The following is a 26,478-nucleotide window of genomic DNA, read 5'->3' on the forward strand; positions in this document are numbered from 1 at the left end:
GACCGATGTGACAGGCAGGTGATATTTCTGTGCCGTGCATTCCATGATCGCCCGAAGCCCGCGGCGCGCCCTGCCCGCCGCCGTCGCAGCCGTCGCCACCGCCGCCCTGCTGGCCGGCTGCACCAGCGGGAGCGGCACCACGGCCGCGCCCGCGCCCACCACGGCCGCCGCCGGCTCGACGCCGAGCGCCACCCCGACGCCCACGCCGACGGTCAAGCCCACCGGCGCCAACGACCCGGCGCTCAAGGCCTTCTACGGCCAGCAGCTCGCCTGGGGCCCCTGCCAGAAGGACCCGCAGAACGAGGAGGACACCTCGGCGCTCCAGTGCGCCGCCCTCAAGGTCCCGCTCGACTACACCGCCCCGGCCGCCGGCACCCTGGACGTCGCCGTGGTCCGCAACCCGGCCACCAGGCCCGACCAGAAGCTCGGCTCGCTGCTGCTCAACCCCGGCGGCCCGGGCGGCTCCGGCGTCCGGATGGTCACCTTCGACCCCAAGCGCTTCGACGGCCCGGTGCACGACCGCTACGACATCGTCGGCTTCGACCCGCGCGGCACCGCCGGCACCAGCCCGCTGAACTGCCTGGACGACCCGGCCCGGGACGGCTGGCTGAACACCGACCAGGCCGGCGACGACCACGGCAAGCAGCTGGCCGACGCCTGCCAGGCCAAGTACGCCCAGGTGCTGCCGTTCGTCGGCACCCGCAACTCCGCCCGGGACATGGACGTGCTGCGCGCCGCCCTCGGCGACCAGAAGCTCAGCTACCTCGGCATGTCCTACGGCACCTACCTCGGCTCGCTCTACGCCGAGGAGTTCCCGGACCGCGTAGGCCGGCTCGTCCTGGACGGCGCCACCTCGGCCTCCACCTCGCTGGTCCAGCACAACATCGAGCAGCAGGCCGGCTTCGAGCGGGCCCTGAAGGCCTTCGCCGCCGACTGCGTCACCAAGGACCCGTGCCCGCTCGGCAAGGACGCCGACCAGGCGACGCAGAAGCTCGCCGCGTTCCTCGACGGGCTCAAGGACAAGCCGCTCAAGACGGAGAAGGGCCGCACCCTCACCTCCAGCGCGGCCTGGACCGGCGTGCTCAGCCGGCTCTACGGCGGCGAGAAGGCCTGGACCGGCCTGCGCAACTCCATCGGCTGGGCGATGATGCGCGGCAAGGGCGACTACCTGCTCGACCTCGCCGACGGCTACAACGGCCGCGACAAGGAGGGCCGTTACAGCCCCTCGGCGGACGCCTACACCGCCATCCACTGCGCCGACGGCGCCACCGACGCCCCGGCCGGCGAACAGCTGCAGGCCGCACTGACCGACCTCGCCGCCAAGGCCCCGCTGGTCAGCAAGCACGACCCGATGGCCGCGCTGTTCGACCCGGACTGCCGGATCTGGCCGTTCCGCGCCACCGAGAAGCCGCACCTGATCAAGTCCGCCGCCGCCACCCCGATCGTGGTCGTCGGCACCACCGGCGACCCGGCCACCCCGTACGCCTGGGCCGAGAAGCTCACCGCCGAGCTCGGCAACGCCGTCCTGCTCAGCCGTGACGGCGAGGGCCACACCGGGTACGGCGCGAGCAAGTGCATCCGCGCCTCGGTGGACGCCTTCCTGCTGGACGGCACCGTCCCGGCGGCGGGCATCCACTGCCCGACCGACTGACCCGGACCACACCGGTGACGGCGCCGGGCCTGCGGGCCCGGCGCCGTCACCGCTTTCCGGGGGCCCCGGTCAGTGGCCGGAGTGGTGGACGAACCGGTAGGTGTCCCGGTCGAGTTCGGTGACCTGGACGCCGATGACGGCGGGCCGGTCGATCCGGGCGCGCAGGGCGGCGAGCACCCGGGCGGTCAGTTCGGCGCGCTGCTCGGTGCTGCGGCCGGCCAGGATCTTCACCTCGACCAGCACCACCGCCTCGCCGCTCCTCCCGTCGCCGACGTGGTGCTCCCCGGCGGGGCGGAAGAGCGTCTTGCAGTCGGCCACCGTGGTGTCGATCACCTCGGTGATCGCCTGGTGGACCTCGGCGGCCAGACCCGCCCGGTCGAGGACGAGCTCGGCCGAGTGGTCGACCAGGATCTGCGGCACGGGAACCTCCCGGAGTCGGTGACGGACGCTGCCGACGCTATCGGACGCACCCCGGAACCCTGGCGCGGGGTACGACGCCGGGGCCCGGGGTGTGTCCGATGGAGCGGTGGTCGGGTCAGCAGCCGAAGTTGATCTTGCGGAAGGTCACGTAGTGGTCGGCGGTGTAGTAGTCCTCGTGGTACTGCTTGCCGGTGACGATGCGACGGGCGCCGCGGGTCGGCGAGCCCGGGGTGACCACGGTGTACTCGTGGTAGTAGCCGGACGACTGCGCGGGCAGCACGCGCTCCCGGTTCTGGAAGACGACGCCGTCCTGGCTGTACGGGAAGGGACCGCCGGAGGCGATCAGGTCGAGGGTGGTGTGGGCCTGGGAGGGCAGGGCGGACAGGCACACCGAGCCGCTCACGGCGGCGTGCGCCTCGGCGGCGACGGCGATCGGCGCGAGGGTGACCAGGGCGACGGTGGCGGTGGCGGCGACGCGGGTCTTCCACGCGCGTAGAGTTCGGGTCATGACAAACAGGATGGCGACCGCCCGGAGCCATCGGAAGCCCCGTTCCAACTCTTCACCTCCGGTCAACTCGCCGTACCGTCGGCCGACTCGGCCCGGTCAGCCGCCGAACCGGCCTCAGCCGCGCGACAGCACCAGCGACTGCACCGACGGCAGCCTGCGCCAGTCGCTGGAGACGATGCTCGCGTGCGCCTTCGCCAACTGCTCGGTGCGGGCCCGTGCCTGGTCGGCGGTCGGGTCGGTACCGCTGATCTCCGGGGCGACCAGGTGGGAGTCCGTCATCACCAGCAGGTAGTGGGCGTTGTCGTACCAGGCGGTGTCGATGGTCCTGACGTAGGTGGAGGCGTCGCCGTCGAAGACCACGAACCAGGGCCGGATCGAGGCGTCCCCGCCGGTGTACTGGCTGCGCGGGTCGCCGGTGGCGGCACCGAGCACGGACGGGAACACCTGGGCCTGGCCGATCCGCCCGGCCGCCGCCAGGTCGCGCAGGTGCCGGCCCTGCTCGACATCGGTGTGCAGGGTGTCGAAGGGGTTGCCCAGCTCGACCGTGCCCGGGATCGCGTACAGCAGCACCTTCCCGGCCAGCGCCGAGCGGCTCGGCCAGTTGCCCGCCCGCACCGCCTCGTCGACGCTCGCGTACGAGCCGCCGCCGGGCCTGGTCAGCAGGTCGGCGGGGCGCAGCACGGCGGAGCCGAGGTGCTGGGCGATCAACGTGTCCAACTGGTCCGGGCCCATACCGAGGTTGGCCGAGTAGCCCGGCTTGAGCTCCAGCTTGACGACCAGCGGACCGGCGCCCGGGTGCGCGGCGAGCCAGACCCGGACGTCGTCCAGGCAGCTCTCCAGGTTCTGGTCGGTGCTGCCGCTGTAGAGCTGCGCGGGGGTGCTCGCGGCGGTGCAGTTGTTGGAGTTCCCGAACGGGTTGGAGTGGCTGACCTGCCACTGCTTGGTCACGATGTTCGGCCAGAGGTCCAGCTCGATCATCCCGGTGCCGGTGTCCAGGCCCTGGGCGAGGTACCGGAAGGCGGCCGGGTCGTAGGTGTTGTGCAGGCCGACGGTGGTCGCGGAGCCGAACGGCAGGTCGCCCGGCCCGCTCGCGGTGGCGTCCGCCGGGACGGTCGGGACCAGCGCCGCCGCGGCGGCGATCAGGCCCGCGGCCAGGAATCCGGTCAGGGTGCGGCGTACGGTCATCGGAACGGTCCCCCCAAGTCGTGGGATGCCGGCCGCCCGGCTCCCGGGCAGCCTGACGAAGCATCGCCCGCCCGGGCGTGCTCAGGATGAAGAAGGCACGACAATAGCGTGACGACTGCACCGCTTCTCCCCGCCTCCCCTCCCCTTCCTCCACGCGGTCCCCGTCCCTCGCACCCGCCGCGCCCGGGGCCGTGACGGAACGTCATGGCGTCGGAGCCCCGGGGTGGCGTGGCCCGCGAGCGGGGTGCGGCGGTCCGCACCCGAGACACGCGCGAGGCGCCGAGCGGCAAAGGAAGCGATGCCCCTGGTCCGGGTCCACGACTTCTCGGTCTCCCGGGAGGGCTACGGTCCACCGAGCGGCGTCCGCCTCACCTTCACCCGGCCGTAGCCGGACCCGGCACGGGACGACGGCGGCCTCCCCGCGGGTGCGGGGAGGCCGCCGTCGTGTCGCGCCACCGGATGTCGGCGCTACCCGGTCTGAGACACCGGATCAGACCCGGTCGGCCGCGATCAGCACGTACTGGAAGGAGCCGTCCTTGTAGGACTCGATGAACGCCTCCTCGATGCCGGTCACCAGCGAGGTGGTGTTCCGCAGTTCCCAGTAGGGCAGGGTGTCCGGAGTCAGGTCGATGACGGCCTGCGGCACCAGTCGGTTGTCGGCCATCGCCCGCAGGTACTCGCGGCGCGAATGGATGTTGCACTCGAAGTGGGCGTTGATCTGCGAGACCCACTTCGACGGCTGGCCGTAGCGCGGGTTCCAGCAGCCGGTGACGGTCACGTACCGGCCGCCGACGCTCAGCACCCGGGAGTGCTCGGCGAACAGGTCGTGCAGGTCGACGTACATGCTGGACTCGTTGTTCCAGGAGCCCGCGACCGAGCCGGTCTCGACGGGCATGTCCAGCATGTTGGCGACCCGGGAGCGGACGAACCCGCCGATGCCCAGCTCGGCGGCGCGCTTGTTGCCGAACTCGGCCTGCTGGGTGGAGAGGGTCAGGCCCTCGACCCGGCAGCCGAAGCGCTGGTGCGCCATCACCATCGAGCCGCCGCGGCCGCAGCCGGCGTCGACCAGGGTGTGGTCGGCGCGGATGTCGCCGAGGTGGTCGAGCAGCACGTCGGCCTGGGCGGACTCCAGGCGGTGCAGCTCGGCGATCACCTTCTTCTCGCGCTCGCTGTCGGCCGGGTCGCCGATCGCGGCCTGGTCGATCGCACCGATGCCGTAGTGGTGGTGGTAGAGGCCGTCGACGTCACCCAGACGGAGATTGACCGGACGGGCCTCGTGGTCCCAGTAACGTGCGATGTCGCCCTGGTACGGCGTCGCCGGGCCGGGGATGGCGCTGCCGGGGGTGGTGATGTCGTCGGTCACGGACATGGATCAGCTCCTAGCGGATGGTTAACGGAAGCTCGCCGGCAGTCGTTCACCGGGGAGTGGTCATCGGAACGTGGTCACCGGAGGTCGGTCGCCGGAAGTCGGTCCCGTCACCAGAAATCGGGCAGCGTGTAGCGGTAGGTGTTGGTCTGGTGCCAGTAGTGGTTGCCGTCGACCCACGCGGCCACACCGCGCAGGAACCGTACGAGCGCCGGCACGGGGCAGGCCACGGCCAGGGCCGCCGCCTCGGCCTCGAAGGCGCGTTGCAGGTCATTGTGGACCTCGACCGCCTTCAGGTAGCCCTCCTTGCGGGAGACGCCCTCGCGCTCGGAGATCACCACCGGCAGGTTCAGGTGCAGTCCGGGGCTGGACAGTTCCTTGGTGTACGAGTACAGGTCGTTGACGATGGTGGTCGCGTTGCCGGCCAGGGCGATCACCCGCTGCATGGCGGGCAGTGCGTGCAGCTCGACGGGCAGCTCGTAGCCGCCGACGGTGTCCGTGATCGTCGGGCAGGGGCGGAAGTTGTTGAACTGGCGCATGGCCAGGTACTCCCACACCTCCGGGACGTGGTCCGCCTGGTCCCAGGCGGCCTCGGCCAGGTACCCGAGGTGCAGCCGCGCCATGTCGTGCCGGAACCGGTCCGACTGGGAGGGCGTGGCGGCCCGGGTGAAGTACTCCATCGCCGAGTGGTAGGCGCGCCGGGGCGCGTCCGACGACAGCGAGGCCTCCCAGTCCGGGTGGTACTCCGGCGTGGTGTGCAGCGGGTCCAGCGCGGTGTGCGCGAGCAGGAGACGGCTGCCCAGACCGATCGGCGAACCGCCGAGGTCCTCGCAGTAGCAGTCGTCCACCGCGTTCTCGGCCACCATCAGGCGGGCCGCGAGCATCAGGTGGTCGACGCTCGGCGCGTCCGGGTGGCAGGCCACCATGTAGCGCCCGGTGGAGAACCCGTCGAAGTCCTTCTCCCACTCCGGTGGGTAGAGCTCGATCTCCTCCATCGCCCAGACCTTGAGCTTCGCACTGAGCGCCTCCACCCGCACCGGGTCGGGCTCGGCGACCGGGTGGTGGTACAGGCCGGGAATCGGGTCGCCGCTCCTGGGCTTGCCGCCGGTCGGCGCCTCGGTGGCCGAGCCCCCGGCCGTCGGGGTCACGCCGACGGGGACGGACGACGTCACACTGGGCGGGACCAGGAGGGCTGACAGCCGGGGCTCGGGGGCCCGGGTCCCGGGCACCGCGGCCTCGGGCGCTGCGGCCTCGGGCACGGAGGTCCCGGGCGTCGCGGTCTCCGCAGCCGAGACCGCGGGCGCCGGAACCTCGGGGGCCGGAACCTCGCGCACCGAGGCCTCGGCCGCCGGGGCCTGCGGCCGGAGCTGCAGCCCGGAGGTGCCCAGTCCGCTGGGCCCGCGCAGGACCTGTTCGATCGCCGGGGAGCTCACGGGCCCACCGCCGGGGCGGTGACGGGCCCGGATGGTGTGTCCGCTCTGGCACGCAGGGGCATGGAGCCTCCTCTGAGAAGGATCGCACGACATGACGGGTCGTCATCTCGCCCGCCGCGAACGGGAACTCCGGCCGCGGCGGCCCCGTCTCGCTCGGTTCCCCACCGTATGCGCGAAGGCGCGTTCCGCATCGCAACGGGCGATCTTCCTCACCCGATAGGGTGAACGTTCACGCTGATGACGTTTGGGGACGCCGTGGTCGTGCTCGCCCCGCCCCGCGCCGTAACGCTCCGGCCTCGCACCGGCCGACGGGTCCGACGGCCGCGCGTGTCAACCCGGTGGAGCCGGTCGTGTCCCACTCCGGGTGGCGTTGAAATGCTTGAGGGCCTTCCGGCTCGGTGCGGATGGCGACATCCGCACCGGCTTCCAGAAGGCCCTCGTGCCGCACCGTGACGCACCGCCGACCGGGACCGGACGCCTGCGCCCTGCGCGCCCGGTGCGGTCGAGCCGCCGGCGCGAGCCCGGGCGCCGGCGGCACAGGGGCCAGTGGGAGTTCGCGCCGTCAGGCGACGGACGGCGGGAGTTGGCCGGGGAGGAGGTGGGTGAGCATCTCCCGTAGCCGCGCCGTCTCGCTCGGGGGCAGGGGCAGCAGCGGCGGCCGCGGTGGCCCGGCCGGGCGGTTCCGGATCTCCAGGCCCGCCTTGACGGCCCGGGGAAGGCCGTGGTGGACGATGAACCGCAGGAAGGGCAGCAGCTCCTGCAACAGCGCGTCCGCGCGGTCGTCGTGTCCGCCGACGACCGCGGCGTGGAGTTCCAGCACCCGCTGCGGCACGAGGCAGGGGGCGGCCGTGCACCAGCCGGCGGCTCCGGCACGGAAGGCGTCCAGGGCGACCGGGTTGCTGCCGTTGTAGACGGACAGCTCCCCGTCGGACAGCTCACGGATGGCGCGGAAGCGGGACACCTCGCCGGAGCTCTCCTTGACCATGGTGAGGTTGGGGATCTTCCGGGCGAGCGCGACCACCGTCTCCGGCCGGAGGTCCACGCCGCTGGTGCCGGGGTTGTTGTAGAGCATCATCGGCAGGTCGGTGGCACGGGCCACCTCGCTGTAGTGCCGCACGAGTTCGTCCTCGGTCAGCTTCCAGTACACCTGGGGCAGCACCATGATCGCGGTGGCGCCGTGGCGGGCGGCCACGCGGGCACGGCGGACCGTGCCTTCGGTGCTCCAGTGGGAGACGCCGACGAGGGTCGGCACCTGCCCGGCCACCGTCTCCAGGGTGGTCTCGCAGACCGCGTCCCACTCCTTCTCGGTCAGGTAGGCGCTCTCACCGGTGCTGCCCAGCGGGGCGACGGCGTGGCTGCCGGCGGCGACGAGCTCGCCGGTGAGGTTCCGCAGCGCGGACAGATCGACCTCGCCGGTGACGGCGTCGAAGGGGGTGACCGGGTAGGAGATGATGCCCTTCAGGGGCGGGTTGGCCATCAGAGGTCCACCTGTCCGGTCACGCAGTCGGGGTGGTTGCGCAGCGCCTTGCGCGCGCAGTAGGCGAAGTTCGCCTTGCTGCGCCGGTCGGTGGAGGTCCAGTCGTGGGCCTCACGGGCCAGAGCCGGGTCCAGGGGCCGGATGGTCCCCGCCGACATCGCCAGCAGTTGCAAGCGGGCGGCCCGCTCGATGAGCAGCGCCAGGGTGCAGGCCTCCTCGATCGTGGCGCCCGTCACCAGCTGGCCGTGGTGGGCCAGCAGGATGGCCCGCTTGTCGCCGAGGGCGGCGGAGATGATCTCGCCCTCCTCGTTGCCCACCGGCACGCCCGGCCAGTCCTTGAGGAAGGCGCAGTCGTCGTACAGCGGCGTCGTGTCCATCTGGGAGACCACCAACGGCACTTCCAGCATGGCGAGCGCCGCCGTGTGCAGCGGGTGCGTGTGGATGATGCAGTTGACGTCCGCGCGCTCCCGGTAGATCCAGGAGTGGAAGCGGTTGGCGGGGTTGGGCATGCCCGTCCCCTCCAGGACCTCCAGGTCCTCGTTCACCAGCAGCAGGTTGTCCTCGGTGATCTCGTCGAAGCCCAGCCCCAGCCGCTGGGTGTAGTAGGTGCCCGGCTCCCGCCCGCGGGAGCTGATCTGCCCGGCGAGCCCCGAGTCGTGGCCGCCGTCGTATGCGATCCGGCAGGTGAGCGCCAGCTTCTGGCGCGTGGTCAGTTCCGAGTCCCCGAAGTGCCGGTCCATCTGCCGCTCGGCGCGGTCGACGAGGACGTCCTTCGGGTCCTGCAGCGTTTTCGCCATGTGTCTGCTCCCGTTTTCCGGCCCCGCCCCGGTGGCGGGGTCTGCGTCCGGAGCCGCAGCCCCGGAGGAAACTTTGTTCACCATAGGACACAAGGTTTCCTGCGACAAGGGCACCCTCACCTCTCCGGGACGGCGGCCCACAGTCCGGACGCGCCAAGGACGGGCCGTGGCGGACGGGGCCGACGGGGGACACCTCCCGGGTGCGCCGGCAGCGCCGCGGCGTAGCATTGTTCGCTATAGGACACGAGGTGTCATCGGGGCGGGCGGCAAGCGCGGCCCGTCGGCCGAGGGCACGGGAGAGGGAGACGCCAGTGATCAACCGGGTACGCCGGCTGCGCAAGGAACGGCTGATGACCCTGGAAGCGCTGGCGGAGCGGTCCGGCGTCACCAAGAGCTACCTGTCGAAGGTCGAACGCGGCCAGAGCATTCCCTCGATCGCCGTGTGCGCGTCCCTCGCCAAGGCCCTCGAAGTCCCCCTGGACAGCCTCTTCGCCGAGGCCGAGGAGCTGAGCGAGGTCACCGTCACCCGGGCCGCGGAACGTCAGGCCCTGACCGCCCCCGACGAGTCCGGCACCCGCTACGAGGGCATGGCGCTCGACGCCGGCTCCAAGGGCATGACCCCGTTCATGCTCTACCCGCCGCTCGGCGACGGTCCCGCCCCCTTCCGGGACCACCCCGGTGAGGAGTTCCTCTTCGTCCACGAGGGGCAGGTCGAGCTGGTCCTCCCGTCGCGCGCGATCACGCTCGGCGCCGGCGATTGCGCCTACTTCAAGGCCACCACGCCCCACCGGCTCCGCTCCCTGGGAACCAGGCGCGCCACGGTGCTCTTGCTGGTCTCCAACGACTACGACGCTTCACACGACGCCCGGCCCCCGTACTCGCGGTTGCCCTGAGGCGCACCGGGCGACGGGGTGCGGCAGAGAGCCGGGGCCGGTCAAGCCCCGGAGCACTGCAGGAGCACCGGGCCCGGGGCCGGTTCCCCGAGGAGAGCGCGGACCGGCCGGCCCCTCCCGGCCGAGCCCGGTGCACGACCGCACGCGTAAGGGAGACCAGAATGGGCGGGGCGCCGTGAGGGAACGGGGCCAGGAAGGAAGACCAGCGCATGGAGAGCCAGGCCCGCAGCCGCACCGCACTCGTCGAGGAGCTCATGGAGCGCTATCCCGACGTGCCCCGGGAGGCGGTGATCAAGGAGGACCTGCTGCGCGGCGGCATGGCCTTCGACGAGTCCGCGCTCAGCGGAAACACCGGCGCCGACGGGGGCGGCGAGGTCAAACCGAAGTCGTACTTCATCTTCTCCTTCGACCACCGCACCCTGCCCGAGCTGGGCGCCGCCGCGCTCAACCGGCCGCCGGAGGAGATCGTGCTGACCGGCGGGCCGTACGGGCTGCGCCGCACGGTGGTGTCGGTGCGGGTGAACCCGGACTCGTCGTACCGGGTCGGCGCGGGCGAGGACGGCACCCTCGGGCTCTACCTGGACGGTGCGCGGATCGCCGATGTCGGCCTGCCGCCGATGCCGGACTACTACCGGCACACGCTCGCCAACGGGAAGTCGGTGATGGAGGTCGCCCCGACCATCCAGTGGGGTTACCTGATCTACCTCACGGTGTTCCGGGTCTGCCAGTACTTCGGCGCCAAGGAGGAGTGCCAGTACTGCGACATCAACCACAACTGGCGCCAGCACAAGGCCGCCGGCCGCCCGTACACCGGGGTCAAGCCGGTCGAGGAGGTGCTGGAGGCGCTGGCGCTGATCGACGAGCACGACACCGCCCGCGCCTCCCAGGCGTACACCCTCACCGGCGGCGCGATCACCTCGCACGTCGGTGGCCGGGACGAGGCCGACTTCTACGGGCAGTACGCCAAGGCCATCGAGGAACGCTTCCCCGGCCGCTGGATCGGCAAGGTGGTGGCCCAGGCGCTGCCGCGCGAGGACGTCCAGCGCTTCCACGACTACGGCGTGCGGATCTACCACCCCAACTTCGAGGTGTGGGACAAGCGGCTGTTCGAGCTCTACTGCCCGGGCAAGGAGCGCTACGTCGGCCGGGACGAGTGGCACCGCCGGATCCTCGACTCCACCGAGGTGTTCGGCCCGGAGAACGTGATCCCCAACTTCGTCGCCGGCGTGGAGATGGCCGAGCCCTTCGGCTTCGCCACGGTGGACGAGGCGATCGCCTCCACGGAGGAGGGCCTGCGCTTCTTCATGCCCCACGGCGTGGTGCCGCGCTTCACCACCTGGTGCCCCGAGCCCACCACCCCGCTCGGCAAGGCCAACCCGCAGGGCGCGCCGCTGGAGTACCACATCCGGCTGTTGCAGACCTACCGGGCGACCCTGGAGGAGTTCGGCCTCTCCTCCCCGCCCGGCTACGGCCCGGCAGGCCCGGGCCGGGCGGTCTTCTCGGTGAGCTCCTTCATGGACTCGCTGCCCGGCTGAGCACAGGGCGGCGGCGCCGCCCCCCCCGGCGGGGTGGCGCCGCCGGGGGTTCGGCCGATCGCCGGGTTTCTCAACTCCCGTTCAGCGGACGGACGGTGAGGATCTGCTCGGCCCGTCCCAGCGGTCCGTGGACGTCGTGCAGCACGGTGCTGGTGACGCCGTGCCCGGCCGGGCCGAAGCTCACGCTGGTGTCCAGGCCGGTCCAGCGGCCCTCGGGGCGGCGGTGGAAGTGGATCGTCAGGTCGGTGTTGGGGAACATCCACTCGGTGGGGTTCTGCCGCACCGCGATGCCGTTCGCGGTGTCGACCAGCATGACGAAGGAGGCGTGCGCGCCGCTGGGCTCCCCCGCGACCAGCTCGACGGGGGTGGAGATCCAGGCGGCGGCGCGGCCCGGGGCGGTCTCCCGGCGGCGGACGTCGATCGAGGCGATGTAACCGCCGCCCCACAGCCCGCCCATCGTCCAGGGCTCGAACTCCTCGGGCGCGGGCAGCGGCTCGTCGTGGGTGCCGGCGACGGCGGTGGTGTCCAGCTCGGCGAGGAACCAGGCGCGGGCCCGGACCACGGCGCGCCCGCCGATCACCACCGTGGCCTCGATCAGCTCGATGGTGCGCCCGGGGCGGACGGTCTCCACCGTGATCTCGAACTCGTCGAGGGCGATCAGGCCGAGTATGTCGTAACTGATCCGGGCCAGTGCCAGGCCGCCGGCGGGGCGGTCGGCCCGCTGGTGGCCGGCTCGGTGGCGGTCGATGGCGTGCACGATCAGGCCGCCGAGCGGGCTGAAGTGCTGCTCGTCGGGGTGCCAGGCGCCCTGCGCCTGCACGGTCGGCTTGTAGTGGTGCTCGCCGGTGCGCTGGTAGTAGCTGTCGGGCGCGGCGGTGGGGGTGGTCACGTGCGCTTCTCCTCGGGCGGGATCGCTGGCTGCCGGGCGGGCGCCGCCGTGGTACGACGGCGCCCGACCTCGGCGTTCAGGATCGTAAGGGGCCGAACCGCCTGCGCGGTGTCACGGGTGACGCATCCCACACCCCAGGAGGTTCCGGGCCGTCAGTGCGCGACCAGCGGGTAGTGGTCGGAGAGGTCGGTGTAGGTGTAGCTCTTGCCCCAACTGCTCACCGTCCAGGGCGCGCTGTGCACCCGGACCACCTGGTTGGTGTACTGCTGCGGGCGGGCGTGGTCGGCCCGGTAGAGGACGTAGTCGAGGTCCTCCTTGGGCTCGCCCGGGTAGCGGTAGGCGGCGATGGAGTTGTCCACGGTGTCGAAGGAGTACGGCCAGCCGGTGCGGGCGGAGGCCGGGGCGAGGTTGCCGTTGGTCAGCAGCGCCTGGTACTCGGAGCCGTGCGAGTCGATGTTGAGGTCTCCGGCGATGACGATCGGCTCGTCGGCCGGGATCCGCTTGGTGTCCAGGAAGGAGCGCATCGCGGTGAGCTGCTTCGCCCGGATGTCCGCCGCCTGGCCGCTCGCACAGCCCGAGTCGGTGGACTGGAGGTGGGTGCCGACCACGTGGGTGCGGCGGCCGTCGACGTCCAGCACCGCGTAGACGAAGCCCTTGTTGGAGAACCAGTCCGAGCCGCAGGCGTCCTTGTAGACGTACTGCTCCTTGCGCAGGATCGGCCACTTGCTGAGCAGGGTGACACCGCCGTCCTCGGGGGTGGCGCCGCTGTAACTGCCGGAGGTGGCGTCCCAGCCGCTGGTGGAACGGCCGACCACCGGCGTGTGGTACGGGTAGGCGGCCGAGGCCTTGGCGGTCAGCGCGTCGGAGGCCGCGTTGTCGAAGGCCTCCTCCAGCACGACCACGTCGTGGCCCCGGAAGAAGTCCGCCGAGGCGATGGCCTGGGCCCGGTACTGCTGGCCCCAGTTGGGGTAGAGCGAGGTGCTCATCAGGAACGTGTTGTACGTCAGCACGTCGAGCGGGGGTGCGGTCGCCGGGGCGCCCTCGGCCGAGGCCGGGGCGGCGCCGAGCACGGCGAGGACGGTGGCGGCGGCGCCGGCGGCGAGGGCGCGGCGGACGGACGACAGGGGCATCGGGGCTCCGTGGGGCGATGTCGTGGACCCGTCGGGTCGAGGGATGTTGTGTATCCAACTCGGCCCTCGACACGCCGCGCAAGACAACGGACGAGCAATGGGTGAACTCGCCGGTAACACCGTCGGCGCGCGCCTGACTGCCGGTCAGGAGGCGGGCAGGCGGCGCACCAGGACGTCGGCGCGGGTGCCGTCCAGGACCCCGTACAGCAGGGTGGTGCCGAGCGCGTCCACGGCGGGCACGAAGGACGGGCCCGCACCGTCGGTGACCCGCTCGATCCGGCCGGTCCCCAGGTCGCGCCGGAGCACGGCCGGGACCCCGCCGGTGCCGCCGGGCAGCAGGCTGCCGTCGTCCGAGGCGAAGTACACCCAGCGGTCGTCCGCCGTCATCACGCCCGGGTGGGTGCCGTTGCCGGCCACCTCGGTGACCGCGCCCGTGCGCAGGTCGCGGGCGTAGAGCGCGACCCGGGAGCCGTCCGGGACGGGCTCGAACACCCGGAACAGCGCGTACCGCCCGTCGGGGCTCAGCCGCGCCTGGCGCGCCGCGTCGCGCAGGGCACCGCTCGGGTCGACGCTCGCGCCCTCGATCCGGCCGGTGCCGGCGTCGTAGACGTAGAGCGGGAACAGCTGCCGGGCGGGCGGCGGCTTCAGGGCCCTCGCTGCCGGGGCCAGGAGGTTGGCCGCCTTCGAGCGGAAGGCGACGGTCCGGCCGTCGGCGCTGAGCGAGGGCTCCACCGAACCGCCGTCGGCGGGGGCGCCGCCCTGCCCGGTGGTGACCAGTCGGGTGGTGCCGGTCCGGCGGTCGGTCAGGTAGATGTTGGCGGTGCCGGCCTGCGCCCCGGGGGCGAGGTCGGCGCGGTCCGAGGAGTACGCGACGTACCGGCCGTCGGCGCTGATCGCGGGGCTGACGGAGTTTCCGGCGCCGGTGCCGGCGGTGACCAGCTCGGTGCGGCCGGTGCCGCGGTCGCGGACGTAGACGTCGGTGCGCCCGCTGCCGTGCCCGGGGACGGCGTTGGCGGCGTCGCTGGTGAAGGCGACGTACCGGCCGTCCGCGCTGATCGCCGCCTGGCTGCTGGAGCCGTCCAGCTGGGTGCTGTCGTCGGCGAGGCTGACCCGCTCGGTCCACCGCGTCCACAGGTCGCGGACGAAGACGTCGTAGAGGCGGTTGGTGTCGCCGGGCACCAGGTTCGAGGCCAGCGAGGTGAACAGGGCGTACCGGCCGTCGGCGCTCAGCCCGAGCGGCTCGGACCAGTCGTCGGCGGGCGCGCCGTCGGGGCTCACGTTCACCCGCACCGGGTCGCCGCCCGGCACCACGGGCGCGGGCGCGAACGCGGGTGTGAACACGGGTGCGGATGCGGGTGTGGTCCGGGCGTGCGCCGCCGGTGCCCCGGCGCCCACCAGCAGCGTGGCCGCCAGGGCGCAGACCACCCGTACCGTCGTCGTCCTCATGGGCTCCCCTCCCCTTTCGCTCCCCTTCGCTCCGGCCGAGCCAACCGTCCCGTCGTGGCCACGGTCAACCCCGCCACCCCGCGATGGACACGATTCCGCCAACTCTCGCACACGGCAGGGGCGCACCTCCCGCACGACCCGACTCGCCGGCTCCCGGAACGCGTCGCCCGCTCCGGCAAGCGGGCGGGAGGCCAGGGGAGCGGAACAGGCACCACGAACCGGCTACATCCACGCTGAACGGCTGGATCGCCAGCACGGTCTGAGCCCCGGGCTCCTCGCGGTCCCGGATCGGCCCGGGGCCGCGAGGCGCCCTGCCCCGAGCCGGTGGGGCACGACACCGGCGCCGCTTCGCACCGGGCGTCCCCGACCCGCCTTGCCGGGTCGGCAAAACCCGTTGGACACGGGCGGTCACCGGTGCGAAGGTCCGGGAATGACCGTTGACGAAGCCTTTGCCCGGCCCGACGGCCCACCCCTGGCCGTGTCCCCGCCCCTGCCACTGCCCGTGTCCCTGCCCGGCGGCCTGCTCCTGCGCGAGTCCGGTCCGGCCGACCTGGAGCAGATCGGCGCGCTGCTCGCCGAGCGCGGCGCCCCGGAGGACGCGCTGGACCACCGCCTGGTGGTCGAGGACCCGGAGGCCAGCTGGTCGGCCTGCGCGGTGGTGGTCGACGGCGACCGGGTGGTCTCCACGGCCACCCTGCTGGACGAGGAGCTGCGCCTCGGCGGTGTCCGACTGCCCGCCGGACAGGTCGAACTGGTCGCCACCGACGCGGAGTTCGAGGGCCGCGGCCTGGTCCGGGCGCTGATGCAGTGGGCGCACGCGCGCTCCGCCGCCCGCGGACACGTGGTCCAGGTGATGATCGGAATCCCGTACTTCTACCGGCTGTTCGGCTACGAGTACGCGATCGACATCCCGGTCTCACGGCCGGTGCGCGGCACCCCGCCCACCGAGGGCATGCCCGCGCTGCGCACCGCCCGGGCCTCGGACCTGCCCGCCCTGGCCGTGCTCCAGGACCAGGCGCAACGCGGCTTCGACCTCGCGATGGGCCACTCCCCCGCCCGCTGGCGCTGGCTGCTGGCGCACGACGCGACCACGCTGCGGGTGGTCGAGCGCGCCGGCGAGGTGGTGGCCGTGGCACGCACCACCCCGGTGGACGACGGCGAGTTCCACCTCGCCGAGGCGGCCGCCACCGACGAGCGCGCGGCACACGAACTGCTCGCCGGCGTCGCCGCGTTGGCGCCCGAGGCGCAGCTCCACGTGGTGCACCGCCCCGGCACCCTGCCGGCCACCGTCTGGCACGAGCTGCTGGACCACACGCCGCGCCCCGGGGCGGAGCAGTACTACGTCCGCATCCCCGATCCGGCCGCGCTGCTCGACCGGCTGCGCCCGCTGTTCCGACAGCGCCTCACCGCCGCCGGACTGGACCTCGCCGGCCGCGAACTGCTGCTCTCCACCTACCGCGCGCACTACCGCATCCCGGTCGGTGCGCAGGGGCTGGGCGAGGTGGTCACGGGCGGCACGATGCAGCGCCCCGGCTCGGACGGCGGCGTGAGCGTGGCACCGGACCAGCTGGCGGCGCTGCTGTTCGGCCCGTACGGGATCGAGGGGTTGAGCCGCCTGCGGCCGGACGCGTACGTCCGCGGGGAGGACGGGCCGTACCGGGCGCTGTTCCCGCCCCTGACGGCCGACCTGCTGACGTACTACCTGCCGTGAGTCGCCCCGCCCCGAGGCCCCACGGGGATCCCGGAAACCCCCGGTGGGGCCCGGCAGGGCGTAGGGTGCACCGTGTGAACGAACTGATCTTCCGGGGGAAAGACCTGTTCCGCCCTTCCTGGTCCACATTCGCCGTGCCGCTGCTCGCCCTCACGGCCGAATCCGTCTTCTGCTACGTCAAGTTCGGCGCACTCGTGACGGTCCTGGTGCTCGCCGGGATCCTCCTGGTCGCCGTGCCGGCCTGGGCTCTGGTCCTCCGGTCCTGGAGCCGGGTCGGCGCCGACGGGATCACCCTCTGCTGGGGTGTCGGCAGCGGCCGCACCTACGCCTGGGAGGAGGTGCGCTGGGTGGACGTCCGGGAGGTCAAGGGCAACGGCACGAGCACGCGTTCGGCCCGGATCCACCTCGCCGACGGCCGCCGCCGCTCGCTGCCGGGCCTGGGCAGCAGCACGATGTACCCCAGCGAGAGCTTCGACACGGACTACCGCCGGGTCGTCAACTGGTGGGAGCACAGCACGCCCCCCACTCAGCGCGTCCGGCCGCAGAAGCACTTCCGGGACCGGCTGACGCCCACGGCGGTCGGGATGGTGCTCGGCCTCGTCGCGCTTCCCGCGATCTTCGTCGTCGTCTACGTGATGCGGTAGCGCCGGCCGCCGCTGCGCGAGGTCGGCCCCGGCTCCCGGTGGGAGCCGGGGCCGACGTGCGTCCGGCCCGGCTGACGCACGGTCACCGGTCGGCCGCCGGTCAGTCGACCACGGTGACGGTGAATCCCTCCGGCGCCCGCAGCTGAACCCTGCCGGTGTGATCGGTCGTCACCCCGATCGGCAGCCCGGCCACGGTCAGCCCGTCGATCCGCAGCGACTCGTACCCGGCCGGCACCCGTGCCCGGACCTTCAGCCGGCGGCCCGGCGCATCCGCCTCCAGGCCGAGCACGGACAGGAGGACCGCGACGGCGGAGGCGGCGGCCCAGGCCTGCGGCCGACAGGACGCCGGGTACGGGACGGGCCGGGCGTAGTGCTCGCGCGGGTGGCCGCCGAACAGCTCGGGCAGCCGGTGGTCGAAGGCCGCGGCAGCGCGCACCAGTCCTGCGGCCAGCGGCGAGGCCGCCTCGTGCAGCCCGGCCCGGGCGAGGCCGTGGACGGCGATGGCGCCGTCGTGCGGCCAGACCGAACCGGTGTGGTAGCCGAGCGGGTTGAAGCCGGCCGAGGCCGCGTCCAGGGTGCGCAGGCCGAAGCCGCCGGCCATGCCGGGGGCGGTGAGCCGACGGGCCACCAGTTCGCTCTCCTCGGCGTCCAGCAGCCCGGTGCCGAGCAGATGGCCCATGTTGGAGGCGATCGAGTCCACCCGGTGCTTGGCCCCGTCGAGGGCGACCACCGGGTAGCGGCCGTGCGGGACGCGTCGACGGTCACGGGCAGGCCTGACGGGTACCGCCGGTGGCCGGGCTCCTTCCGTCCGGGCTGAAGGCCACCGAGTTCACCGGGCGAGATCCCGCTGCTCACGTTCCGATGCGTCCGCCCGTGCCCACCAGCGCTCCTTCGACCCCGCCGAGCTCCTGGCAGGAGCCGGCGGTGAGGATGTGCCGGTTCACCAGGGGCGCTCCGGTGTCGAGGACGGTCGTCAGCGAGGCCCTGGCCCCTCCGCAACGGGCAGGCACTCGGCGAGCAGGGAGAGGATGTCGCGCCAGGCCCGCTCGGCGTGCAGCGGGTGGTGGCCGACGCCGGGGAGGACGGTGTGGCCGACCGGCGGGTGGTGGAAGGCGTGCTGGGCTCCGCCGTAGACCACGAGGCGCCAGTCGACGCCTGCGGCCTGCATCTCGGCGGCGAAGGCGTCCCGTTGCGCGGCGGGCATGATCGGGTCCTCCGACCCGACCCCGGCCCACACGGGGCAGCGGATGCACGCTGCCTCACCCGGTCGGCCCGTGGTGAGCGCGTTGACCGTCCCGATCGCCCGCAGGTCGACGCCGGCGCGTCCGAGTTCCAGCGCGATCGCGCCCCCTGTGCCGTAGCCGATGGCGGCGATCCGGTCGGGGTCGGTCCGGGGTTCGGCGCGCAGCACGTCGAGTGCCGCACGGCCGATGCCCCGCATCCGGTCGGGGTCGGCGAGCAGCGGCATGCAACGGGCCAGCATCTCCTGCGGGTCGGTGAACCAGCGTCCACCGTGGAGGTCGAAGGCCAGGGCCACGTAGCCCAGTTCGGCGAGGGCGTCGGCTCGGCGGCGCTGGAAGTCGTTCAGGCCCGGCCCCTCGGGGCCGATCAGCACCGCGGGCCGACGGGCGGCACCGGCGGGCAGCGCGAGGTGCCCGATCATTGTCAGTCCGTCGGCCGGGTACTCGACCGTGCGTGTCGTGATCGTCGTCATGGGACGGCACAGTAGTACCGGCCGGGCCCCGGTCGGGCCGGCCTTCGCCGTCGGCAGAGGAGGTGGCGCGGGCCCTCACACTGTGCCGGTCGGGCGGCGGCCCGTTCCAGCCCGTCGAGGATCAGGTCGAGCCCGAACTCGAACTCGTCGCCGTACGCGTGGCCGGGTTGCAGCACATGCCCGGCGGGGCTTGCCCGGCCCCGGACGGCCGTCAGGCGTGGCCTGCCCGAAAAGATTTGCGGCTTTTGGTCATGGTTTTGGTCGATGTGATTAAAGACTCGGCCAAATACTCAGGTGAACCCTTGCCGATAGTGTGATCACATGTGCAGGCACTGTGGCGTTGTGCGTCGCAGGGGAGGGAACGGTCCGCTCCACCGAGCGGGCCCGATCAAACAGGAGTCGTACCATCAACACCGCCATCCGCAAGGCCGCCCGTGGGGCGATGCCCGTCGCCGTCACCGCCTCCGTGCTCGCCACCGGCCTCACCGCCTGCGGCACCGTCCAGCAACTGTCCGCCGCGCAGAAGGTGTCGAAGGCCTTCGACAAGGTCGGTGACGGCAAGTCCGCCGGCTTCACCCTCTCCATCGCCGCCACCCCCGAGCAGGTCGCCGCGTTCGCCAACAGCAGCGAGCACAAGGGCGGCAAGGGCCTGGTCGGCTCCGCCCGGAGCGGCGACCGCGACATGGACGAGAAGACCGCCAAGGCGATCTCCGGCCTCTCCGTCTCGGTCGCGATCTCCGCCGACAAGCCGCTCAAGGAGGTCGAGGCCTTCAAGAACGCCGGCAAGAACGGCAAGGACGGCAAGAACACCGACCTGACGCTCGACAAGTCGGTGCGCATCTCCTACCTGCTCTCCGACCGCAGCGGCACCGCGCTGCTGGAGTACCGTCAGGTCGACGGCACGGGGTACCTGCACGCCGATGCCAAGGGCCTGGTGAAGCTCGTCGGCGAGGACCCGTCCTCGGTGGACGAGCTCCGCAAGGAGCTGCCCGAGGAGCTGAAGCCGGTCGGGGACGTGCTGGCCGGCAAGTGGGTCTCCATCGACCTCCAGTCGCTCGCGGACCAGGCCAAGGAGTCCGACGGCAAGAAGGCCGCCCCGAGCGCCGCGCCCACCGTCGACCCCGAGCTCGGCAGCCAGCTGCTCAACTCGATCAAGGACGTGCTCGGCCGCACCGTCACGTACGAGGACAAGGGCAAGAAGGACGGCACCGAGCACCTCTGGATCAGCGCCCCGGCCCGGCAGCTGGTGGACGAGATGTACAAGGCCGTCAAGCCGCTGTCCGCCAAGTTCCCGAAGCAGTTCGGGGAGTTCCCGGACCAGGCCCCGAGCGACGTGCCGGACCGCCGGATCGGTGTCGACCTCTACCTGAAGAACGGCGACTTCTCCTCCGCCACCTTCGACCTCGCCCAGCTGGCCGACAAGGTGGAGCCGGGCGTCAACTTCCCGGTGAAGCTCGCCTTCAACCAGACGGCCCCGAACGTCCAGGCGCCCTCCGACGCGGTCAAGTTGACCGACGAGCAGCTGATGGACGCGGTGCTCGGCCTGGCCGCCTCGGGCGCCGCGGGCGGCGGCTTCGACCCCGAGGACATGGGCGACCTCCCGCCCGCCCCGCCGCTGACCGACGCCCAGCTCAAGGAACTGGCCGGGCTCGGCATCACGGACACCGAGGCGCGCGCCTTCAACCGGGCCGGTCTGACCTTCGAGGACATCAAGGAGATCGCCCAGGAGGGCACCCCGCCCCGGGCCTGACGCTCATCCGGGCCTGATCCTCACCCGGGCCCAGCCGGCGCCCGGGCCGGCCGGCACCGCTGACCGGCCGACCGCACGCGAGCGGTCGGCCGGTCGCGCGTTCCCGGTCGGGTGCGCGACGCGCCCGGGTACCGTGCGCGCCCGGGTGCTCAACCGCGCGGCGGCGTCGGCGCCGTGGCGGTCGGCAGGTCGGCCGGCCTGCCCTCCGAGTCCACCGGCGTGTCGTCGGGGTAGCGGGCGCACTCGGTGGTCGCGGCGACCGCGAGGGTGTGGCCCACGGGGTCGAAGCGCAGGAAGGCGGTCTCGGCGAGGGAGCCCGGGCCGGTGGCCGGCGGCTTCAGCGTCAGGCCGGGGACCGGGGCGGACTCGTCGGAGGAGATGACGGTCCAACCCTGGGCGGCCAGGGTCTGCCGGGCCCGTCCCAGCGCCTCCTCCCACTGGGGCCGTGCGACCCCGGCGAGGGTGAACTGGGCGCGGATGACCGCCGTGCGGGGCTGGTCGGCGCCGGTGTCGTTCATGCTCTCCAGCAGGTGGGAGAGGCCCCGGGCGGAGCAGACGCCGTAGATCCGGGCCGTGATCCCGTCGTCCGGGTCGCGCACGCCGGCCGGCGTCGCCTCCGGCTGCAGCGCGAGGGCGTCGTAGACGGTCTGCGTCCGGGCGTCCAGGTGCTTCGCGACGGCGGCCGGATCCGCCACCGGGTACGGCTTGCCCGTCCACGCCTGTGCCGCGGCTTCGTACGCCGTGTACCCGACCGCACCGAGCGCCAGCGCCCCTGCGGTCCCGGCCACCGCCGTCACCCGCAGGGCCGTGCGGCGGCCCGGCCCGTCCTTCGTTGCGCGATTCCTCATGATCGCCATCGTCCGCCGCCGGGCCGGGCCGCCGCGTGAGTACGGATACTCAACCGGCGGCGTCGGCGTACCTGAACGTAACCCGGACGTACCCGTCGTCAGGCGTGGGCGGCGGCGCACTCCGGGTGGCCCCAGGAGCTGCCGACCTTGGTGATCTTGTCCCCCTTGGCGTACGGGCGGCTGCACGGACAGGTACCGGGGAAGCGGGCGTTCAGGGTGCGCGAGCCACCGCTCCGCTTGGCGGCGCCGCCGGTTCCGGTGCCGGCGGGCCGGGTGGTGCGCGCCTTGGGGGCCTTCGTGGCGGCGGCCGGCTCGGGGACCGGCAGGTCGGCGGCGGTGCCGGAGGCGTCCTGCTGGGTTCGGGCGGCGTCGCTGGCCGCCTTGTCGGCGATGGCGTTCAGCGGGTCGCCGTCCACCTGGTGGGCCGGCACGTACACGAAGGTGACGTCCCGGCCCTCCAGCAGGGCGTCGATCGCCTGGATCAGCTCCTGGTTGGCGACCGGCTTGCCGGCCGCCGTCTTCCAGCCGTTGCGCTTCCAGCCCTTCAGCCACTTGGTCACCGAGTCGCGGGTGTAGGTGCTGTCCAGCCGCACCTCCAGCGGCACCGCCGGGTCCGTCGCGGCCAGCAGCTGCCGCAGCGCCGTCAGCTCGCCCACGTTGTTGGTGCTGTGCCCGAGCGCGCCGGCCTGCCAGCGCTGGGGCACCCCGTCGGCGTCCGCGACCACGTAGGCCCAGCCCGCCGGACCGGGGTTGCCCTTGGCTGCTCCGTCACACGCTGCAATGACTCGTTCGACCATGCCCCGATCATGCCTGGTCGGGCGGCCCGGAGCCAAAGTCGCTCAGCTGCGCAGCAACGGCAGCAGCAGCGCCGCCGACCAGCTGAAGTTGGTCGCGTTGCGTCCCTCCCCCGTCAACGGGTCGTAGTTCTCCCGCACCGGGCCGTCCCCGGCCAGCCCGGCGGCGGTGGCCAGCAGCCGCTCGACCGTCCGCCGGGCGTCCTGCTCCCAGCCGTAGCGGCGCAGGCCCTCGACAGCGAAGTAGGTCTGGTCGAGCCAGGCCAGACCCCGCCAGTAGCCGGCCGGGTCGAAGGACGGCGAGCTGCGGGCCACGGTCGGGAACGGCATGGCGGTGCCGAACTCGGCCGGGTCGAGCAGCAGCCGGCGAACGGCACGGGCCTGGGCCGCGGTGGCGGTACCGGACCAGAGCGGGATCGCGCCCTCGATGCCACGGCCGCGGGCGGTGAGCCGGGCGCCGGTGGCCAGGTCGGTGTCGTGGAACCAGCCGGTGGCCGGGTCGTACATGGTGTCGCGCACGGCGGCGTCGATCCGGTCGGCGCGGGCGCGAAGCCGTTCGGCGGCGGGCCGGTCGCCCAGTTCGGCGGCGATCAGCGCCAGGTGGCGGTGGTCGGCGGCCAGGTAGGCGTTGAGGTCGACCGAGCGCTGGTCGAGCGACCAGCCGAGCAGCGTCCCGTTCACGTCCCGGTTGGGGACCACGGTCGCGGCGTCGAAGCGCGGGGCGTTGTCCATCCCGGACTCCCAGGCCGCCGCCTCCCGGCAGTCCTCGACGGTGGCGTTGGCCGGGTCCACGGTGGCGCCGTACTCGCACAGGCCCTCGCCGAGGTGGTCCCGGGTGCGGTACCACCAGTCCTGGTAGGCGGTCAGCCTGGGCAGCATCTCCCGCAGGAAGGCCCGGTCGCCGCTGCGCCGGTAGACCTCCCAGACCGCCCAGGAGGCCAGCGGGGGCTTGGAGTTGCGCTCATTCCAGTTCCCGCCGCCGGTGCCCGGGTCGTTGTAGAAGACGCAGTCGGGGACCATGCCGGCGTCCTGCGGGCGGTCGGTGGAGCCGGCCCCTGTCCGGTGGTCGAACGGAGTCTGGTGGTCGAACACCGCCCGGATCTGGTCGGCGGCCAGGCCGGGCGCGAAGGCGGCGGTGCCGACGGCCTGCTTCCAGGTGTCCCAGGCCCAGACCCCGCTGAACCACTTGTAGGACAGCGTGGGGGTGACGGCGTCGTGCAGGATCCGCCCGGCCGGGCTGCGCCAGTTGGTGACCAGGGTCTGCACGCACTTGGCGGCCGTGCGGCGCCGGGCGGCCGGGACGCCCTCGGTGGCCCGGGTGAGGTACCCGTGCCACCGGGCGGTGCCCTCCGCCGCGACCCGCTCCGGGGTGCGCAGCGCGGCGTCGGACTCGGCGGCGGCCCGGGTGTACTCGGCCTCGGTGAAGGTGTAGCTCTCGGTCCAGTCCAGGCTGCGGGTCTCCCCCGGTGCCAGCCGTACCGGCTCGGCGAGTTCGGTGCGGTGGCCGTCGCCGTCGGCGCTCAGGACGACCCGGACGGGCCGCGCGTGGCGGACGGCGAAGCGCTCGGTGCCGTCGGTGAGGTAGTCCCAGGTCTGCCGGACCTTGGCGAAGCGCACCTCCGGGCCGCGTTCGGCGGCGACCAGCTTCGGCGCGTCGCGCTGCGGGCCGGTGGCGGGGCGCAGCAGCCGGCCGGCCCAGGCGACGGCCAGGGTCCGGACGGCCGGGCCGGTGTTGGCCAGCCGGGCCCTGAGCAGGGCGGTGCGGTTCCCGGCGAAGCGCAGTTCCAGGGTGAGGGCGAGGCCGCCGCCGAGGTCGTGGGCCAGCCGCAGCAGGCCGGGCAGCGAGCTGCTGCGCGCGGGTGCCCCGGCGGTGAGGTCCAGGGGGCGGCCCTGTTCGGTGAGCTGGAGGCGGTTCAGGCCGTCGCTGAGCCACCAGGGGTATTCCTGGGCGAGGTACAGCGGGCCGGTGAAGCCGCCGGGCCGGTCGGTCGGGCGGGGCAGGGCGTAGGCGTGCCAGGCGCCGAGGTCGGCGAAGACGTTGATCGGGTTGTTGCCGCGTGCGTCGCCCGGGTAGGCCTGGGCGGGGGCGCCGTGCAGGTCGAGGACGTCGCCGTAGCGGTCCTCCGGCCGGGTGTCCGCGACGGGGGTGTCCGCGTGGGCGGCGCAGGCGCCTGCGAGGGTGCCGGCCGCGGCGAGGGCGGCGGAGCCGGCCAGGAGGTGGCGGCGGGTCAGCGGGTTCACGGGCGCTCCTGGGCGGCGGGGAGACGGATGACGGCGGCGCCGAGCGGCGCGAGGGTGACGGCTCCGGCGGCCTCGGTGCCGGTGAGCAGGTCGGTGCCGGATGCGGGGAGCGGGACTCGCAGTTCGTCCGGGCCGTGGTTGAGCAGGAAGAGGTAGCCGGTGCCGTCGGCGGCGTGCCGGCGGGTGGCCTCGACGCCCGCCGGGAGGTCCGGCAGTTCGGCGCCCGCCCCGGCCTCGGCGAGTGCCAGGTCGAGCACCGGGCCGGGACCGGCGCCGAGGTGGCAGCTGAGGTACCAGGCGCTGCCGGCGCCCAGGCGGTTGCGGGTGACGGCCGGGAGGCCGGCCAGCGCGCCGGAGTCGTAGTGGGCGACGGTCTCGGCGGCCTCGGTCTCGATCCATTCGCTCCAGCGCTCGGCGTGCAGCTCGGTGTGCAGCTCCGCGCCGTCCAGCCGCACGACGGTGGCCGCGCCGTCCGGGATCGGCCAGTGCTCGTCCACCACGATCCCGAGCAGCTCGCGCAGCGGGCCGGGGTGGCCGCCGGAGTGGACGTGGTCGTGGCGGTCGGTGATGCCGCTGAACGGGCCGCAGACCAGCCGGCCGCCGTCCCGAACGTAGGCCGTGAGCCGGTCGGCGGTGGCCGTGTCGAGCAGGTAGAGGTTGGGGGCGAGCAGCAGCGGGTAGCCGTCGAGTTCGGCGGTGGGCGGGACGAAGTCGACGGTGACGCCGCGCTCGTACAGCGCCGCGTACCAGGGGCGGAGCAGGTCGAGCCAGCGCATCCGGGCGGAGGGGTGGTCGTCCAGTTCCAGCGCCCACCAGCTGTCCCAGTCGAGCAGGACGGCGGCCCGCCCGCGCAGCCGGCTGCCCGCGATCTCGCCGAGCCGGCGCAGTTCGGCGCCGAAGCGGACGGTCTCCTGCCAGCCCCGCGAGGCGGTGCCCCGGTGCGGGAGCATCGCGCTGTGGAACTTCTCGGCTCCGGCCACCGAGGCGCGCCACTGGAAGTGCAGCACGCCGTCGGCGCCGCGGGCCAGCGCCTGGAGCGACCAGAGGCGGTAGAGGCCGGGGCGTTTGGGCACGTTGACCGGCCGCCAGCTGACCGCGGAGGGGGCCTGTTCCATCAGCAGCCAGGGGCGGCCGCCCTTGAGCGAGCGCATCAGGTCGTAGTTCATCGCGGCGTTGACGTGGGCGCGCGGGTCGGCCGGGTCGGGGTAGGCGTCGTCGGAGACGAAGTCCTCGTGCCGGCTCCACTCCCAGTAGTCCAGCGCCTTGAGCATCGACATGAAGTTGGTGGTGACCGGGACGCCGGGCGAGACCTCGTCCAGGACGGCCTTCTCGGCGCGGTGCAGGGCGAGCAGGGCGTCCGAGCAGAACCGGCGCCAGTCCAGCAGCTGCGTCGGGTTGACCGGGCCGGGCGCGGTGCGCGGCGGCTCGATCTGCTCGAACGAGTTGTAGTGCTGGGACCAGAAGGAGGTGCCCCAGGAGCGGTTCAACTCCTCGATGGTGCCGTGCCGTTCGCGCAGCCAGCAGCGGAAGTCGGCGGCCGACGCGGGGCAGAAGCACTCCTGGACGTGGTCGCCGTACTCGTTGTGGATGTGCCACAGGGCGAGCGCGGGGTGGTGGCGGTAGCGCAGGGCGAGCACCCGGGTGAGCCGGACGGCGGCCTGCCGGTAGGCGGGCGAGGAGGGGCAGTAGTGCTGGCGTGAGCCGAACTCCAGCCGTACCCCGTCGGCGGTGACCGGCAGCAGCTCGGGGTGGGCGCGGACCAGCCAGGCGGGCGGGGAGGCGGTAGCGGTGGCCAGGTCGACGGCGATGCCGTGTCGGTGCACGAGGTCGAGCAGGCGGTCCAGCCAGCCGAAGTCCCAGCTGTCGGCGTCCGGTTGGAGCCGCGCCCAGGAGAAGACGCCGACGGTGACCAGGTTGACCCCGGCCTCGGCCATCAGCTTCACGTCCTCGGCCCACACCTGCTCGGGCCACTGCTCGGGGTTCCAGTCCCCGCCGTACAGCAGGCCGGGCACCCGGGTGAGGTGGTTCCTACGGGGGGTCATTCGG

General features: G+C 73.2%; 23 protein-coding genes. 7 read left to right on the top strand and 16 right to left on the bottom strand.

All coding sequences use genetic code 11. The features are described 5' to 3' along the window. The first annotated feature begins 43 nt into the window (after positions 1-43). Entirely contained in the window at positions 44-1,651 is a 1,608-nt protein-coding gene (locus AB0O11_RS28165) for an alpha/beta hydrolase (RefSeq protein WP_363392355.1), read from the top strand. A 69-nt stretch (positions 1,652-1,720) separates the two neighbouring features. Here the strand turns inward: AB0O11_RS28165 and AB0O11_RS28170 are convergent, their stop codons facing one another. The 7 genes from AB0O11_RS28170 to AB0O11_RS28200 form a co-directional block, all read right to left on the bottom strand. After that, positions 1,721-2,071 (bottom strand): isomerase, encoded by a 351-nt coding sequence (locus AB0O11_RS28170; protein ID WP_363392357.1) that lies wholly within the window; start codon positions 2,069-2,071, stop codon positions 1,721-1,723. A 115-nt stretch (positions 2,072-2,186) separates the two neighbouring features. Then, a complete protein-coding gene (locus AB0O11_RS28175) occupies positions 2,187-2,579 on the bottom strand; it encodes a ribonuclease (protein WP_363392359.1) in 393 nt (130 codons plus the stop codon). A gap of 114 nt (positions 2,580-2,693) precedes the next feature. Beyond that, a complete protein-coding gene (locus AB0O11_RS28180; RefSeq protein ID WP_363392361.1) occupies positions 2,694-3,764 on the bottom strand; it encodes a phosphatidylinositol-specific phospholipase C domain-containing protein in 1,071 nt (356 codons plus the stop codon). A gap of 490 nt (positions 3,765-4,254) precedes the next feature. After that, a complete protein-coding gene (locus tag AB0O11_RS28185; RefSeq protein ID WP_363392362.1) occupies positions 4,255-5,133 on the bottom strand; it encodes a geranyl diphosphate 2-C-methyltransferase in 879 nt (292 codons plus the stop codon). 107 nt (positions 5,134-5,240) lie between these two features. Next, entirely contained in the window at positions 5,241-6,503 is a 1,263-nt protein-coding gene (locus tag AB0O11_RS28190) for a family 2 encapsulin nanocompartment cargo protein terpene cyclase (protein WP_363392461.1), read from the bottom strand. Positions 6,504-7,125: 622 nt separating this feature from the next. Continuing rightward, on the bottom strand, positions 7,126-8,040 hold the full coding sequence (locus tag AB0O11_RS28195; protein WP_363392364.1) for a dihydrodipicolinate synthase family protein: 915 nt from the start codon (positions 8,038-8,040) through the stop codon (positions 7,126-7,128). Continuing rightward, entirely contained in the window at positions 8,040-8,837 is a 798-nt protein-coding gene (locus tag AB0O11_RS28200) for an aldolase (protein ID WP_363392366.1), read from the bottom strand. Before AB0O11_RS28200 ends, AB0O11_RS28195 begins: the two co-directional genes overlap by 1 nt. 311 nt (positions 8,838-9,148) lie before the next feature. Between AB0O11_RS28200 and AB0O11_RS28205 the strand changes: the two genes are divergently transcribed. Together AB0O11_RS28205 and AB0O11_RS28210 are read left to right on the top strand one after the other, a co-directional pair. Next, the gene (locus tag AB0O11_RS28205) at positions 9,149-9,730 is read left to right on the top strand and encodes an XRE family transcriptional regulator (RefSeq protein WP_363392368.1); all 582 of its coding nucleotides are present in this window, start codon (positions 9,149-9,151) and stop codon (positions 9,728-9,730) included. Positions 9,731-9,939: 209 nt separating this feature from the next. After that, positions 9,940-11,265 (top strand): radical SAM protein, encoded by a 1,326-nt coding sequence (locus AB0O11_RS28210; RefSeq protein WP_363392369.1) that lies wholly within the window; start codon positions 9,940-9,942, stop codon positions 11,263-11,265. 70 nt (positions 11,266-11,335) lie between these two features. On the opposite strand, the gene AB0O11_RS28215 is transcribed toward AB0O11_RS28210, so the two are convergent. From AB0O11_RS28215 to AB0O11_RS28225, 3 genes are all read right to left on the bottom strand, one after another. Continuing rightward, entirely contained in the window at positions 11,336-12,154 is an 819-nt protein-coding gene (locus tag AB0O11_RS28215) for a thioesterase family protein (protein WP_363392371.1), read from the bottom strand. Positions 12,155-12,306: 152 nt separating this feature from the next. Continuing rightward, complete coding sequence (gene sph, locus AB0O11_RS28220) at positions 12,307-13,284, bottom strand: sphingomyelin phosphodiesterase (RefSeq protein WP_363392373.1); 978 nt, start codon at positions 13,282-13,284, stop codon at positions 12,307-12,309. Positions 13,285-13,428: 144 nt separating this feature from the next. Then, positions 13,429-14,730, bottom strand: coding sequence for a hypothetical protein (locus AB0O11_RS28225; protein WP_363392375.1), 1,302 nt, complete (start codon positions 14,728-14,730; stop codon positions 13,429-13,431). A 430-nt stretch (positions 14,731-15,160) separates the two neighbouring features. On the opposite strand from AB0O11_RS28225, the gene AB0O11_RS28230 reads away from it, so the two are divergent. Both AB0O11_RS28230 and AB0O11_RS28235 read left to right on the top strand, forming a co-directional pair. Then, on the top strand, positions 15,161-16,441 hold the full coding sequence (locus AB0O11_RS28230; RefSeq protein WP_363392377.1) for a GNAT family N-acetyltransferase: 1,281 nt from the start codon (positions 15,161-15,163) through the stop codon (positions 16,439-16,441). 74 nt (positions 16,442-16,515) lie between these two features. Next, on the top strand, positions 16,516-17,085 hold the full coding sequence (locus tag AB0O11_RS28235; RefSeq protein WP_363392378.1) for a hypothetical protein: 570 nt from the start codon (positions 16,516-16,518) through the stop codon (positions 17,083-17,085). Positions 17,086-17,185: 100 nt separating this feature from the next. Here the strand turns inward: AB0O11_RS28235 and AB0O11_RS28240 are convergent, their stop codons facing one another. Together AB0O11_RS28240 and AB0O11_RS28245 are read right to left on the bottom strand one after the other, a co-directional pair. Continuing rightward, the gene (locus AB0O11_RS28240; RefSeq protein ID WP_363392380.1) at positions 17,186-17,815 is read right to left on the bottom strand and encodes a hypothetical protein; all 630 of its coding nucleotides are present in this window, start codon (positions 17,813-17,815) and stop codon (positions 17,186-17,188) included. Between the two features lie 243 nt (positions 17,816-18,058). Next, positions 18,059-18,799 carry a dienelactone hydrolase family protein gene (locus AB0O11_RS28245; protein WP_363392382.1) on the bottom strand — a complete coding sequence of 247 codons (741 nt, stop codon included), beginning with the start codon at positions 18,797-18,799 and terminating at the stop codon, positions 18,059-18,061. Between the two features lie 62 nt (positions 18,800-18,861). On the opposite strand from AB0O11_RS28245, the gene AB0O11_RS28250 reads away from it, so the two are divergent. Next, a complete protein-coding gene (locus tag AB0O11_RS28250; protein WP_363392383.1) occupies positions 18,862-19,116 on the top strand; it encodes a hypothetical protein in 255 nt (84 codons plus the stop codon). Positions 19,117-19,241: 125 nt separating this feature from the next. Next, positions 19,242-20,549 carry a hypothetical protein gene (locus AB0O11_RS28255; protein WP_363392385.1) on the top strand — a complete coding sequence of 436 codons (1,308 nt, stop codon included), beginning with the start codon at positions 19,242-19,244 and terminating at the stop codon, positions 20,547-20,549. Between the two features lie 149 nt (positions 20,550-20,698). Here AB0O11_RS28255 and AB0O11_RS28260 read toward each other — a convergent pair whose 3' ends face one another. The 4 genes from AB0O11_RS28260 to AB0O11_RS28275 form a co-directional block, all read right to left on the bottom strand. Beyond that, a complete protein-coding gene (locus tag AB0O11_RS28260; RefSeq protein WP_363392387.1) occupies positions 20,699-21,397 on the bottom strand; it encodes a hypothetical protein in 699 nt (232 codons plus the stop codon). Between the two features lie 98 nt (positions 21,398-21,495). Then, positions 21,496-22,194, bottom strand: coding sequence for a ribonuclease H (locus tag AB0O11_RS28265; RefSeq protein WP_363392388.1), 699 nt, complete (start codon positions 22,192-22,194; stop codon positions 21,496-21,498). A gap of 42 nt (positions 22,195-22,236) precedes the next feature. Beyond that, the gene (locus AB0O11_RS28270; RefSeq protein ID WP_363392390.1) at positions 22,237-24,432 is read right to left on the bottom strand and encodes a trehalase family glycosidase; all 2,196 of its coding nucleotides are present in this window, start codon (positions 24,430-24,432) and stop codon (positions 22,237-22,239) included. Further along, positions 24,429-26,474: a beta-galactosidase gene (locus tag AB0O11_RS28275; RefSeq protein WP_363392392.1), complete on the bottom strand. Its 2,046-nt coding sequence runs from the start codon at positions 26,472-26,474 to the stop codon at positions 24,429-24,431. Before AB0O11_RS28275 ends, AB0O11_RS28270 begins: the two co-directional genes overlap by 4 nt. Positions 26,475-26,478: the final 4 nt, after the last annotated feature.

Source organism: Kitasatospora sp. NPDC093102 (assembly GCF_040683915.1).
GTDB lineage: Bacteria > Actinomycetota > Actinomycetes > Streptomycetales > Streptomycetaceae > Kitasatospora.